Source organism: Flavobacterium sp., from assembly GCF_049318325.1.
Taxonomy (GTDB): Bacteria; Bacteroidota; Bacteroidia; order Flavobacteriales; family Flavobacteriaceae; genus Flavobacterium.
In genome coordinates this window covers 1-13,398 of the sequence record NZ_JBMOGQ010000005.1, presented here as the reverse complement: position 1 = coordinate 13,398, position 13,398 = coordinate 1, and the positions used below count along the sequence as shown (strand labels likewise).

Genomic DNA, 13,398 nt, shown 5'->3' with positions numbered 1-13,398 from the left:
GCCATTACAGCCAACTGCTTTTTAATTCAATTAGTCGTTATGAACATGATTAACCGAAAACATTTCAGGTAAGTTAGCGGTAATCTGTGTTAAAATATCGCCACTCATAATCATAGCACCCATTCCCCCCATATTGTTATCGGTCAATTTGATTTTGTTGGTACCATCAATAATTTTAGCGACATCCGCAAAAATATGAACGTCTGGAGTAATATTGGTTCTTATCAAGGCTTTATCAGGAAAATCTAAAGTAACTGTTGTGTAGTTATAATGAGCTCCCGATTTACCTGTATGAACCATAAACATGGTTGGTGTAGTAACCGTTGCAGAAGTAAACATACCTTCAAAAAGCAAATGCTTGTACCCCGCACTCCACGTCCATGCCATATTTTCATTTTGTGCAGCAGCAAAGAAATCTCCTTGCACTGTTTCGCCTAAATTGTATTGGGTTTCATCAACACCAATCCCAAATTTAATTTTAGTATAATTCCCAGCAGGGATATTCTCTAACTGTAACACCTGTGAAGCAGCATTAGCTTCGCTTACGATAAAATAACTTTGCGCTTTTGGATATACGAATACAGTACCATCTTCTTTGGTTAGTTCTATATTACTAATAATATATTTTACATCCGAAACATTTAAAGTTTCGCCTTGTGAAGTAACATTGGCTTGAGAATTAAGGATTAAATTAGAACTGCCAAAAACATTATCAAATTCTACATCTATTTTCCCTTGACCCGTAACGGCATTATTATCATCACTTGAACAAGAAACCATAGTAAGGGCTATTGCCATTATGGCAACTATATTTTTTAATTGAAATTTCATTTTTTTATTATTTAAAGTTTATAATTATTTAGTTCGAAGAAAAAATCTTCAAACAATTTTGAACATAAGCTCATCCAGTTCTCAAATAATGGAACTGTAAAAAGCACAAAAATTGTGCTGACAACTTTAAACAATACTACTCGGTGGATGAAAAACAGAACAACTATTCAAATAAGTATATAAGTTAGAATAGTTTGTATTTAATACAGGGTTTTGTGAAACTGGCATTTTAGGAAATTCAATGGTCTTTATTTCCTGAAAAAATAAAATTTCAATCTGCTTAACTACAATTTTTTTATCGGAAATAGGTTCCTCGCCCTTTGCCATCCTTGCCAACTCACTATAAAGATAACATTTACCATTACATCCTATAATCGAGTTATTTTTGTTTACACAAAGAACCTTTGAGATATAATCATAATTAACATAATACTCAACTATTGGAAACAATGGCTTGAATAAAATAAAAAATGTTACTATGAGGATAGTTTTTTTCACATCGCAAAAGTATTCTATAATTCTGTTTCTCGCAAAATTTACCCTAAATAATAAGCGAGAAAAATTCTTATAAAAATAAAATTTAATTATTTTTGAGTATTACTAATCCAAAACTTACAAACTATGGCATCTACTTCCGAAACGGGACATGCAAAGAACGTTGCAAACTTCCAAGATTTAATCGCATTCGTAACAGGTTAAGGAGCAACTTACAACCCAAACAAAAACGCATTAAAGTTACCGCAACTTAATGCATTGTACACAGCATCACAAGCAAGTATCGCCGATGTCGTTACAAAGAACACCGCCTACAATAATAAGGTCAACGAGCGAGTTCTAACGTTCAAAGATTTAAAATCGTTATCAACAAGATTAATTAACGCATTACAAACCACCGATGCTACACCAGAGAAAATTGCAGATGCAAAAGCATTCAACAAAAAAATGCAAGGCATAAGAGCCAAAGCAGTCGAAACGCCAGCCGACCCAAGCACACCATCACCAGCAACAATTTCAACAAGTCAGCAATCTTACGACCAACAAATTCAGCATTTAGCGGGTATTATTTCAGTTTTACAAACTGAACCGAGTTATGCACCAAATGAAAACGATTTGAAAATCGTAACACTCACAGCAAAACAAGCAGACTTAACCGCTAAAAATAGCGCAGTTGCAACAGCATACACTAACGTAAGCAATTCAAGAATTGCAAGAGATACCACAATTTACGGAACAGACACAGGATTATTTGACATCGCAGCCGAAGTAAAGAAATACGTTAAATCAGTTTACGGCTCAACAAGTCCTCAATTCGCACAGGTAAAAGGAATAGAATTTACCAAGAAAAGAAAATAACAAAGCGTAATACTTAAATATGGCAAGCAGAAACATAATACCACCTACCCTACTTATATTTATTGTTACCACAAGCATATATATAAGTTTCGTAGTTATGTAAATGCGTTCCGCATTTATATTTTTGTTTGTCATATTTATATTTATTTAACCACCGTTTATATTTATTGCTATCCGACTTATATTTATACCTATCCGATTTATATTTATGCCTATCCGACTTGCAAATATGGAAAGCCGAAAGAGAAATATAGCAGGACTTGAAAACAGAAGCGAAACAAGAAAAAAAAACGGGCAGCATATAACAGCAGTTTTGCGCAATGGCTGCATTATAGTAAGTTCACGTTTTTTCTTTCCGAAAAAACCATATCTTTAACCGAATAAAATCGTTCCGCTACTCGCCACTGCGCAAAGCCGCGGAACGTTATGAGCTATAGCGTTGGAAATTCGAATACAATTCATATCTTTGGTAGCATCAAATGATAGCATCAATGAAACAACCATATGAAATTACACAGAACATTTTAAAACTGATAACTTCAATTTCTGAGAAGATTGGAGAAGTAAATGCTAACTATTTAAATAAGCAATCTCCAACTCTACGCAAGCAAAACAAAATAAAGACAATTCATTCATCACTTCAAATTGAAGGAAATACACTTTCTCAAGAACAGATTACGGCATTGATTGAAAACAAAAGAGTATTTGGTCCTGAAAAAGATGTAACCGAAGTTCTCAATGCAATTAAAGTATATGAAAATTTAGAGAGCTTTAGAGCAAGTGATGAAAAATCATTTCTAAATGCGCACCAAATAATGATGAAAGGATTAATTGCTAATCCGGGAAAATATAGAAACAAAAGTGTCGGGATTGTAAAAGGTTTAGAAGTTGCGCATGTTGCGCCGCCATTTGAAAATGTTCCTTTTTTGATGAAAGATCTATTTACTTTTCTAAAAAAATCAGATGAAATTACTTTGATTAAAAGTTGTGTCTTTCATTACGAAATGGAATTCATTCATCCATTTTTTGATGGAAACGGAAGAATTGGAAGGTTGTGGCAAACAATTATTCTAATGGAAAAATATCCAGTTTTTGAGTTTTTACCTTTTGAAACCTTAATCAACAAAACACAAAAAGATTATTACGAGTCTTTAGCACTAAGTGATAAAGCTGGAAACTCAACTATATTTATTGAATATATGTTGCACGTAATTGATCAATCTCTTCGTGAACTTCTAAATTTTAAAAATCGTACGCTTCGAGAAATGGACAGGATTGAATATTTTTTAAAAATTTCATCAAACCAATTTACAAGAAAAGATTACATGAACATCTTTAAAGATATATCGACAGCTACTGCTTCTAGAGATTTGAAAAAAGCAACAGAATTAAATCTTATAACAAAGCAAGGAAAAGATAATCAGACTGTCTATAGTAAAAATAGCTACAGCTCATAACACTTTCTAAAACTCATGGCTAGTTTTCGGTAAAATGTTCGTTTACATTTCATAACTTCGCTTGGTCGGTTATGGAAAAAAGCTATCCATAAGTCGTTAGTCATAAAAATTTCTACAAATCCCATTTCTATTTAAACTCTAAATTAGAAAGATTACCTTTGCCATCACCCGAGACCAAAAATTGGTCGAACGGACGAAGTAAATTTCAATTCTAATGAGCACTTTCGAGCAATTCAATCTTCCTAAATCATTACAAAAAGCCATAGACGAATTGGGGTTAACCACTCCAACACCAATACAAGAAAAATCCTTTTCGGTAATTATGTCGGGCCGCGATGTGATGGGAATTGCACAAACAGGAACGGGTAAAACTTTTGCTTATTTACTGCCGATACTAAAACAATGGAAGTTTATAGCTACCGATACACCAAGAATTGTAATCTTAGTGCCAACACGTGAATTGGTAGTTCAAATCGCTGCTGAAGTTGAAAAACTGACAAAATATATGTCGGTTAGAACATTAGGCGTTTACGGTGGTGTAAATATCAACACGCAAAAGAAATCCGTTTATCAGGGAATTGATGTTTTGGTTGGTACTCCAGGTCGTGTAATGGATTTAGCTCTAGACAATGTTATTCGTTTTGACAGCCTTCAAAAACTTGTGATAGATGAGTTTGATGAAATGCTAAACTTAGGTTTTAGAACTCAGGTAACTTCCATCCTATCGATGTTAAAAAATAAACGTCAGAACATCTTATTCTCGGCTACCATGACAGATGAAGTTAATGATATGCTTGAGGATTACTTTGACTTTCCGGAAGAAGTTACGTTGGAAAAATCGGGAACACCCTTAGAGAAAATAGAGCAATTGGGTTACTTTGTACCAAACTTTTTGACAAAGATAAACCTGATTGTTGAGTTACTAAAAGATGACGCTTTAGAAAGAGTGTTACTTTTTGTAAACAATAAAAAAACGGCCGATTTGCTGGCTGTACAATTGGAAGAGCATTATCCTGAACAATTTGGAATCATCCATTCAAACAAATCACAGAATTACCGTCTGCAAACAATGGCATCCTTTCAAGCTGGCGAAATCAGAGGAATTGTTACTACCGATGTAATGGCAAGAGGTTTGGATATTTCGGATGTGACTCACGTTATAAATGTAGAGTTTTCGGAAGTGCCTGAACAATACATTCACCGCATTGGGCGTACCGGTCGAGCAGATAAATCGGGTATTGCGATTAGTCTAATTGGCCCTAATGAGCAGGAAATTCAAATAGAAGCAGAAATGTTGATGGATAAAGAAATCAAGATTTTAGCCCTGCCAACAACCGTTGAAGTAGCTACTCGCCTATTGGAATTTGAAAAAGACAAAAAGAAACAGAAGGTAATTTTAAAAACCAACAAACTAGAAGGTGGCGCATCATTTCACGAAAAGGCAAAGAAAAATACAAAAGTAAACCTTGGAGGTCCATCAAAAACCAAGAAAAAAACCGGAACGTCAGTTAATAGAAATATATTGAAGACAAGAGCGGCGAAGAGGAAGAAGAAATAATTGATAATTGATAATTGATAATTGACAATTGATTACTATTTTTGACACATCGCAGATGCATAGTTTACCGATAACCAAAAAACTTACCATGAGGTAAATCAAAATTAGAAATGAATTTCAAACACCCAGAAGTCCTTTACTTTCTTTTCTTATTGGTCATCCCAATTCTGGTTCATTTGTTTCAACTGCGTCGTTTCAAGAAAGAATATTTTACCAATGTACAATTCCTTAAAGAACTTTCGATACAAACCCGTAAAAGTTCGACCATAAAAAAATGGCTCTTACTTCTCACACGTTTATTACTACTAGCCTTTTTGATTTTTGCTTTCGCCCAACCTTTCTTTGCTGCTAAAGAAAGTAAAAAGAACACTAACGAAATGTATATTATTATGGATAATTCCTATAGTATGCAGGCAAAAGGCAAAAAAGGAGAATTGTTAAAGCGTGCCATTCAGGATTTACTGGAGCATACACCCGAAGTGCAGAACTTTTCTCTAATTACCAATTCTGATAGCTATTGGAATACCGACATCAAATCCATCCAAAAAGATTTACAGGATTTGAAATACAGTGCGTCGCCATTTCGTTTGGATAATTTGATTGCTAAAGTGAATGCACGCAAATCTGCTTTCAACAAAGATATCATCGTGATTACTGATGCGGTTGGTTTAGAAACCAATCAGACTAAAAGCTTTAGAAAAGAAGATAACGTTTACTTTATAATTCCCGAAGCGGAACAGAAGAACAACATTGCCATTGATAGTGTTTATATTCAACAAACATTAGACAGCTTTTATGAAATTGGTATAAAACTATCTGCAAATGGAGACGATTTCAATGACATTCCAATTGCGTTATACAATAAAAATAAGTTAGCGGCTAAAACGCTTATTAACTTTGAAACAAATACTAAAACCATCAACTTTACAATTCCGAAGGAAGATTTTCATGGTTATGTTTCCGTTGTCGATAAAGGTTTGGCTTATGATAACACCTATTATTTCAGCATATCTAAACCAAGCTTGACCAATATTTTCAGCATTGGCGATGAGGAGAAGAGTAAATATTTGGCGCGAATTTATACGAATGATGAATTCAATTACAATAATTTTCCAATTGCCAATTTAGATTACAACTTATTGGAAAAACAGGATGCGATTGTGCTAAATGAATTAAAAGATATACCTCAGGCATTACAGACTACATTAAAATCGTTTGTAACCAAAGGAGGAAATTTAATTATTATTCCGGCACAGGAAAGCAATGTGTCGAATTTGAATACGTTTATGGCCAATTTTGGTCCGCTACAATTCAAAACGGCATCTCAATCAGATAAGAAAGTAACAAAAATCAATTTCAATCACCCGCTATTTAGTTCGGTATTTGAAAAGCGAATTGATAACTTTCAATATCCGTCAACAAAGACAGCTTTTGAATTAAACAGTGCTACACCATCAATATTAAGTTATGATGATCAAAGTCCGTTTCTGACTTCTTTGCCAAATGAATTATCATCAGTTTATGTTTTTGCAGCACCAATCAACAAAACCAATAGCAATTTCCAAAACTCACCTCTAATTGTTCCAACATTCTACAACATGGCACAAAGCAGTCGAAAAACAGGTGTAAATGCGCTTATCATTGGAGAAGACCAATCTTTTGTAGTGGATGCTTTGTTATCAAAAGATGAAATTCTAACAGTAAAAAACAACGCTGAAAGTTTTATTCCGGTACAACAATTACTGAATACCAAAGTCAAAATGACTTTTAATGAAAGTCCGTCAGAAGCTGGAAATTTTGGTATCTTTAACGGATCGAATCTGGTAAAGAACATCAACTTTAATTATAATCGTACCGAAAGTAATCTGGCATTGGCAAATCCTGATGCCGCAAATAAATTTAAAGAAATTGATGATATTGAAACTGTTTTCGATACCATTCAGACCGATAGAACTGATACACAAATCTGGAAATGGTTTGTGATTTTAGCCTTACTCTTTTTAGCATTAGAAGTACTCATTCAAAAATTTGTAAAATGAACCTAATCCTCCGAAAAGCTACTATTATTGACCCAGAAAGTCCGTTTCATAATCAGACAGTCGATATAAAAATCACAAATGGGATATTCGAGAAAATTGGAGTTTCATTACCAAAATCTGCATCACATCAGGAGTTTGATCATAAAGGACTATATGTTTCACAAGGCTGGTTTGATACCAGTGTTTCGCTCGGTGAACCGGGTTTTGAAGACAGAGAAACTATTGCCAATGGGTTAGAAGTAGCTGCCAAAAGTGGATTTACCGGCATAGCTTTGCAACCCAACTCCTATCCTATTATAGACAATCAATCACAGGTACATTTTGTTAAGCAGAAAGTTAAAGGTTTTGCTACTGAATTATTTCCGATTGGTGCTTTGACCAAAGCCAGTGAAGGAAAAGATTTAGCAGAACTCTTTGATATGAAAAACGCTGGAGCTGTTGCTTTTGGAGATTATAATAAGAGTTTGTCGAATGCGAATCTGATGAAAATAGGATTGCAATATGTACAGGATTTTAACGGATTAGTAATAGCTTATTCACAAGATGAAAATATCAAAGGAAATGGTGTTGCCAATGAAGGTATTATTTCGACACGATTAGGATTAAAAGGAATTCCCAATCTGGCTGAAGAACTAATTGTTGCCAGAAACCTATTCTTACTGGAATATACTGGCGGAAAATTACATATTCCAACGATATCCACAGCCAAATCTGTAGCGTTAATCAAAGAAGCTAAGAAGAAAGGACTAAAGGTTACATGTAGCGTTTCGGTGCATAATTTGGTTTTAACAGACGAAAAACTAGAAGGTTTTGATTCGAGATATAAAGTATCGCCACCATTGCGAAACGAAGAAGATAGAAAAGCTTTGCTTGAAGGTGTTATAGATAATACGATTGACTGCATCACTTGCGACCATAATCCGATTGACATTGAAAATAAAAAGATGGAATTTGATTTAGCTAAAAATGGAACCATTGGTTTAGAAAGTGCATTTGGAGCATTGCTAAGCGTATTGCCTTTAGAAAAAATAATAGAAAAATTAACTTTCGGTAAAGCTATTTTAAATATTGAAAATCAAGAAATTGCAGAAAATAATAAAGTTTCTATTTCATTATTTACCACTGACGATAATTGGACATTTGACGCATCACATATATTATCTAAATCAAAAAATTCGGCTTTCTTAGGTCAACCAATGAAAGGAAAAGCAATCGGTATCTACAATCAAGGAAAATTAGTATTAGCATAAAAAGATTATGGAAAATTCAAGTAATATAAAGAATACTGCAATTATAGCATACTTAACCATTATTGGAAGTGTAATTGCCATTTTTATGAACCAAGAAGAAAACAAAAGCGAATTTGCTACTTTTCATATTCGACAAGCTTTAGGATTGTTTATTTCGTTCTTTTTGTTGGGCTATTTTGTAGGTTACGCCGACAGTTGGACCGCTACATCAGCATTTTATATTTTTTATTTTATCCTTTGGATTTATGGGTTTGCAGGAGCTTTGCAAGGTCAGAAAAGATTGTTGCCATTAGTTGGCACTTTTTTTCAAAATTTATTTAAAAACTTGTAACAATAAACAAAGATTGTTACAAATGGTGCAAACCAATTTCAGATGAAATATTATTACTTCTTTTTTTTACTAGCCTCAAGTTTTCTAAACGCCCAATCGTTTTCAATCAACGGTAAAATCACACTCGAAAATAACGAAAAAACTGCCGTTACTTCGATATTTCTTTATCCAGAAAACAGTCAAACACTTGTAAAAGCAGTGGTTACTGATAGTAATGGAAATTTTATATTTTCTAATATAAAAACTGGAAATTACTTAATCAAAATCAACTATGTAGGTTATCAAAGCTATAATTCTAATGTTTTCTCAATTACTGACAAAAACATTGAATTGCCTCTTATAGCATTGCAAAAATCGACTGAAGTTTTAAAAGAAGTAGTTATCAAAAAACAGAAACCCATGGTTCAAGTGCTTGCTGACAAAACTGTTTTTAATGTTGAAAATACAATTAATGCAACCGGAACTTCGGGATTTGAATTATTGCGTAAAGCTCCAGGCGTTGTAATTGATAACAATGACAATTTGATTGTAGAAGGTAAATCAGGTGTGTTAATTTATATCGATGGAAAGCAATCGTTTCTATCAGGTGCTGATTTAAGTAATTATTTAAAAACAATTCAAGCTACTGATATTGAGGCAATAGAGATTATTACACAGCCTTCTTCAAAATATGATGCGGCTGGAAATGCAGGAATTATTAATATTAAGCTTAAAAAAAATAAAAACTTTGGCACTAATGGCAGTGTAAGTTCTGGATATAATATTGGCAGATTTGGCACATCTCTAAATTCGTTATCTTTTAATAACAGAAATAAAAAAAATAACTTTTATGGTAATTATAGTAACCGATTTGGAAAAAATTATAATTTCATAAATCTTAATCGACTTCAAAGCAATATCCTTTTTGACTCTAGATCTTCGAGTGTAAATGAAACAAATGCTAACAATATAAAATTAGGTTATGATTATTATGCCAATTCAAGAAACACTTTTGGCATAGTGTTAAGCGGTAATTTTAATAATGGTATTAATAACGGAAAAACAAGAACTCCAATTAGATCTTTTACAGCTTCAACAATCGATAGCATTTTGGTTGCCAAAAGTGACAGTTATAATAAAAATTACAATTTGTATTCTAATATTAATTATAGATTTCAAGATACTACTGGAACCTCTTTTAATGCTGATTTTGATTATGGAAAATACAATAGTGACAGAACAAATTATCAACCCAATTTTTATTATAACAATGACGAAAGTACGATATTGAGTCAATCTATCAATTCGCAAAACACGCCTATTACTATTGACATATTTTCATTAAAAAGTGATTACGAGCAAAGATTATTTAAAGGAAAGTTTGGAACTGGATTTAAAACATCTCTTGTTAAAACAGATAATACCTTTGAAGTATTTAACTATCCTGATGGTTTGCCAATTTTTAATTCACAGTTAAGTAATCGATTTGAGTTCAATGAAAACATTAATGCTGTTTATGTAAATTACAATCGACTTTATAAGAAGTTTAATTTTCAATTTGGGTTAAGGGTAGAAAACACAATTTCAGACGGAAATTTAATTAGTACACAACAAACATCTAATCAAAGAGTAAAAAGAAGCTATACTGACTTTTTTCCCAGTGGTGGAATTACCTATCAAGTTAATGATAGAAATAGCCTTGCTATACTTTATAGTAACAGAATTGAAAGACCAAGTTATCAATCGCTTAATCCGTTTGAGTTTCAAATTGACGAATTGTCTTTTCAGAAAGGAAATCCATTTTTAAGACCACAATACACTACAAACATAAAAATAAACCATACTTATAAATATACTTTGAATACCTCATTAAGTTATAGTTATATCAGTGATTTCTTTGCTCAAGTAACTGAGGCTGAAGGCGACACTAGAAACTTTTTAATTACAAGAAATGTCGCCAATCAGCAAATTATTAATCTTGGAATCTCTTACCCTTTTAAAGTCAAAAAATGGTGGAGTGTTTACATGTCAGTTAACGCATATCAAAGCAAATACATGGCAACTAATGATACCTTTACTGGCATTACTCAAGAAACCTTAAGTTTGTATGGTCAAAACAATTTTTCATTACCAAAAGACTTTAACTTAGAAATTTCAGGTTGGTTTAGTTCTCAATCGGTTTGGGGTGGAACCTATAGAACTAGGAGTTTAGGTTCATTAGACATCGCTATTCAAAAACAATTTTTGAGTAAAAAGTTGACAACTAGATTAGCATTTTCTGATGTTTTGTTTACATCTCCATGGAGAGCTAATGCAACATTTCCTAATTTAGTTATTACAGGTGATGGTGGAAATGACAGCCGACAAGTCCGATTTAATTTGAGTTATAATTTCGGAAGTGAGCAAATTAAAAAATCTATAAATAGAAACTCTGGATTAGAAGACGAAAAAAATAGAATTGGAAATTAATATTATGAATTTAACCTTATATTATTTAGTTAAAGAACCAAAAATTAAAAAAGATAAAAATCCTTTACTTCTATTGCTTCACGGTTATGGTAGTAATGAAGAGGATTTATTCTCGTTTGCTTCTGAACTTCCTGAAGAATATTATGTGATTTCTGCACGTGCGCCATATGATATGATGTATGGAAGTTACGCTTGGTATGCCATTAATTTTGATGCCGATGAAAATAAGTTTTCAGATATCGGACATGCAAGAACATCAAGAGATATTATAGCTAATTTTATCGATGAATTGGTCGCTAATTATCCTGTAGATTCTCAAGATGTTGCATTGATTGGTTTTAGTCAGGGTGCAATTTTGGGTTATGCCATCGCGTTATCTTATCCTGAAAAAGTACAGCGATTAGTAGCCATGAGTGGATATTTAAATATAGAAATTGCTATTGATAACTTCAAGAACAATGATTTTAGTAATCTAAAAATATTTGCTTCACACGGTTCAGTTGATCAAGTAATACCGGTAGAATGGGCAAGAAAATCGATACCTCAAATAGAAAATTTGGGAATTCCGATAGTGTATAAAGAATATCCTGTGGGTCATGGAGTTGCACCGCAAAACTTCTTTGATCTTAAAAATTGGTTGCAATCTTAAAACACAAAAAAAAATCTTGAAAATCAGGACCTTTTTGTTATTGTTCGGTATCAGTTTCTATTTCCTTCTTCCCTATTTCGCCATCGCCCGAAAACATAGTTACTGCTCCTTTTTTAAGTATATAACCATTCGATGGCACAAGCTGCCAGTCTTTTAAAAACCAAGGTTTTCCTTTTAAAACTCTTGTTAAAATTATAGATGTAGTATCTTTTGGAAGGAAAACTTCTGCCGAACTAGCATCTTCATTAAACAATACATAAGCGCTTAAAGTTTCGTCCTGATTATTTGGTTTGTCAACTGGATTTAACTGAATGCCGGAAAAACCTTTTATACATTCTTTATTCACTTTTGACCAAACATAACCTGCAGAAGCCAAACAACCGTTTTCATCTTTATCATTAACTATAATAGAGTCTTTTGATGTTTTATCAACATTCGTGTTCTCATCTGCATCGTCATTTTGGTCGATTAGTTTGCATGAACTAACGAACAATACTATAATTAAAAACGTAATTATTTTTTTCATATTTAGTTGAGTCAACTGCTAATTTAAATTGGCCGGGTATAAATAAGAATTCATAATCTCAAATGAAATACTGCCATTGTTTTCTACAAAATATTTCAACAAAACTTCTCCCCATAGTTCTCCATTACTATAATTAGCAATGATCCAACGGTGGTTTAAAAGTTTCACACTACTAATAATAAATTTTTGACTACCCATTTTAACCTGGTCTGTATATTTATTTCCTTCCGAACTGTCATTATAACTCAACAGCGCTTGTTTCACTTTTTCAGCAAATACCGGAACATTATTTATTTTGTTACTTTCATACAAATAATTTTGTGCTCTGTCATTATTTTCCAATGAAAAAGTATTGGCATCATTTAGTTTATCATACAAACGAGTAATACTATCAGTCATGACTTTGGAAGAAGTTACAGAAGAACTATCGTTAGTTTCTGTGGATGATTTTTGCTCACTACTTTCTTTCGAAGTAAAATATTTATAAGTAAAAATATTAAAAAGAGCAGCGATAATAAAAAGATATAAAAACAGTGATTTTTTCATAAAACTAAAGCGTAATTATTAAATTGTCATAAGCCAAAAATACATTTTTTGGCAATCGTTGTTGAACTTCTTCGTGAAATCCCATAAGATGGCTTATATGTGTCAAATAAGCTCTTTCTGGTTGAACCAAATGTATAAAATCTAATGCATCCTGCAAACTAAAATGTGTTTGATGTGGTTCTTCTCTTAATGCATTCACAACCAATACTTTTACACCAATTAGTTTTTTGATTTCAGCAATATCAATAGTTTTTACATCTGTTAAATAAACAAAATCCTGAATTCTATAACCAAAAACCTGTAGATTACCATGATTAACTTCTATAGGTGTAATATAAGTTTGACCGATTTTAAAATCTTCATTGTTGTTTACAACAAAAGTCTGAACTCCAGGCGCACCAGGATATTTA

Annotated in this window: 12 protein-coding genes; 8 read left to right on the top strand and 4 right to left on the bottom strand. The window is 32.7% G+C overall.

Going from position 1 to position 13,398, the window contains the following annotated elements; genetic code table 11:
- Positions 1-30 precede the first annotated feature (30 nt).
- Complete coding sequence (locus ACOYLP_RS01295; protein WP_422854364.1) at positions 31-831, bottom strand: MbnP family protein; 801 nt, start codon at positions 829-831, stop codon at positions 31-33.
- A 753-nt stretch (positions 832-1,584) separates the two neighbouring features.
- Between ACOYLP_RS01295 and ACOYLP_RS01290 the strand changes: the two genes are divergently transcribed.
- From ACOYLP_RS01290 to ACOYLP_RS01255, 8 genes are all read left to right on the top strand, one after another.
- Complete coding sequence (locus ACOYLP_RS01290) at positions 1,585-2,184, top strand: hypothetical protein (protein WP_422854363.1); 600 nt, start codon at positions 1,585-1,587, stop codon at positions 2,182-2,184.
- Between the two features lie 491 nt (positions 2,185-2,675).
- Positions 2,676-3,641 (top strand): Fic family protein, encoded by a 966-nt coding sequence (locus ACOYLP_RS01285; protein ID WP_422854362.1) that lies wholly within the window; start codon positions 2,676-2,678, stop codon positions 3,639-3,641.
- A 214-nt stretch (positions 3,642-3,855) separates the two neighbouring features.
- Complete coding sequence (locus ACOYLP_RS01280) at positions 3,856-5,199, top strand: DEAD/DEAH box helicase (protein ID WP_422854361.1); 1,344 nt, start codon at positions 3,856-3,858, stop codon at positions 5,197-5,199.
- Between the two features lie 110 nt (positions 5,200-5,309).
- Positions 5,310-7,238 (top strand): vWA domain-containing protein, encoded by a 1,929-nt coding sequence (locus ACOYLP_RS01275; RefSeq protein ID WP_422854360.1) that lies wholly within the window; start codon positions 5,310-5,312, stop codon positions 7,236-7,238.
- Positions 7,235-8,488, top strand: a complete 1,254-nt coding sequence (locus ACOYLP_RS01270) for a dihydroorotase (protein WP_422854359.1) — start codon at positions 7,235-7,237, stop codon at positions 8,486-8,488. The genes ACOYLP_RS01275 and ACOYLP_RS01270 overlap by 4 nt, the downstream gene beginning before the upstream one ends.
- A 7-nt stretch (positions 8,489-8,495) precedes the next feature.
- Positions 8,496-8,819 carry a hypothetical protein gene (locus tag ACOYLP_RS01265; RefSeq protein ID WP_422854358.1) on the top strand — a complete coding sequence of 108 codons (324 nt, stop codon included), beginning with the start codon at positions 8,496-8,498 and terminating at the stop codon, positions 8,817-8,819.
- A gap of 42 nt (positions 8,820-8,861) precedes the next feature.
- Positions 8,862-11,267 (top strand): TonB-dependent receptor domain-containing protein, encoded by a 2,406-nt coding sequence (locus tag ACOYLP_RS01260; protein ID WP_422854357.1) that lies wholly within the window; start codon positions 8,862-8,864, stop codon positions 11,265-11,267.
- 4 nt (positions 11,268-11,271) lie between these two features.
- Positions 11,272-11,916, top strand: coding sequence for an alpha/beta hydrolase (locus tag ACOYLP_RS01255; protein ID WP_422854356.1), 645 nt, complete (start codon positions 11,272-11,274; stop codon positions 11,914-11,916).
- A 37-nt stretch (positions 11,917-11,953) separates the two neighbouring features.
- On the opposite strand, the gene ACOYLP_RS01250 is transcribed toward ACOYLP_RS01255, so the two are convergent.
- The 3 genes from ACOYLP_RS01250 to ACOYLP_RS01240 all read right to left on the bottom strand — a co-directional run.
- Positions 11,954-12,442, bottom strand: coding sequence for a hypothetical protein (locus ACOYLP_RS01250; protein ID WP_422854355.1), 489 nt, complete (start codon positions 12,440-12,442; stop codon positions 11,954-11,956).
- An 18-nt stretch (positions 12,443-12,460) separates the two neighbouring features.
- Positions 12,461-12,988: a hypothetical protein gene (locus tag ACOYLP_RS01245; RefSeq protein ID WP_422854354.1), complete on the bottom strand. Its 528-nt coding sequence runs from the start codon at positions 12,986-12,988 to the stop codon at positions 12,461-12,463.
- A gap of 4 nt (positions 12,989-12,992) precedes the next feature.
- Positions 12,993-13,398: MBL fold metallo-hydrolase (locus ACOYLP_RS01240; protein WP_422854353.1), on the bottom strand; the 406-nt coding region annotated here is incomplete at its 5' end.

Excerpts from the sequence above, each read along its gene's own strand:
- ACOYLP_RS01295 (WP_422854364.1), bottom strand. The coding sequence starts at position 831 with ATGAAATTTCAATTAAAAAATATAGTTGCCATAATGGCAATAGCCCTT.
- ACOYLP_RS01285 (WP_422854362.1), top strand. The coding sequence starts at position 2,676 with ATGAAACAACCATATGAAATTACACAGAACATTTTAAAACTGATAACT.
- ACOYLP_RS01280 (WP_422854361.1), top strand. The coding sequence starts at position 3,856 with ATGAGCACTTTCGAGCAATTCAATCTTCCTAAATCATTACAAAAAGCC.
- ACOYLP_RS01275 (WP_422854360.1), top strand. The coding sequence starts at position 5,310 with ATGAATTTCAAACACCCAGAAGTCCTTTACTTTCTTTTCTTATTGGTC.
- ACOYLP_RS01270 (WP_422854359.1), top strand. The coding sequence starts at position 7,235 with ATGAACCTAATCCTCCGAAAAGCTACTATTATTGACCCAGAAAGTCCG.
- ACOYLP_RS01265 (WP_422854358.1), top strand. The coding sequence starts at position 8,496 with ATGGAAAATTCAAGTAATATAAAGAATACTGCAATTATAGCATACTTA.
- ACOYLP_RS01260 (WP_422854357.1), top strand. The coding sequence starts at position 8,862 with ATGAAATATTATTACTTCTTTTTTTTACTAGCCTCAAGTTTTCTAAAC.
- ACOYLP_RS01255 (WP_422854356.1), top strand. The coding sequence starts at position 11,272 with ATGAATTTAACCTTATATTATTTAGTTAAAGAACCAAAAATTAAAAAA.
- ACOYLP_RS01250 (WP_422854355.1), bottom strand. The coding sequence starts at position 12,442 with ATGAAAAAAATAATTACGTTTTTAATTATAGTATTGTTCGTTAGTTCA.
- ACOYLP_RS01245 (WP_422854354.1), bottom strand. The coding sequence starts at position 12,988 with ATGAAAAAATCACTGTTTTTATATCTTTTTATTATCGCTGCTCTTTTT.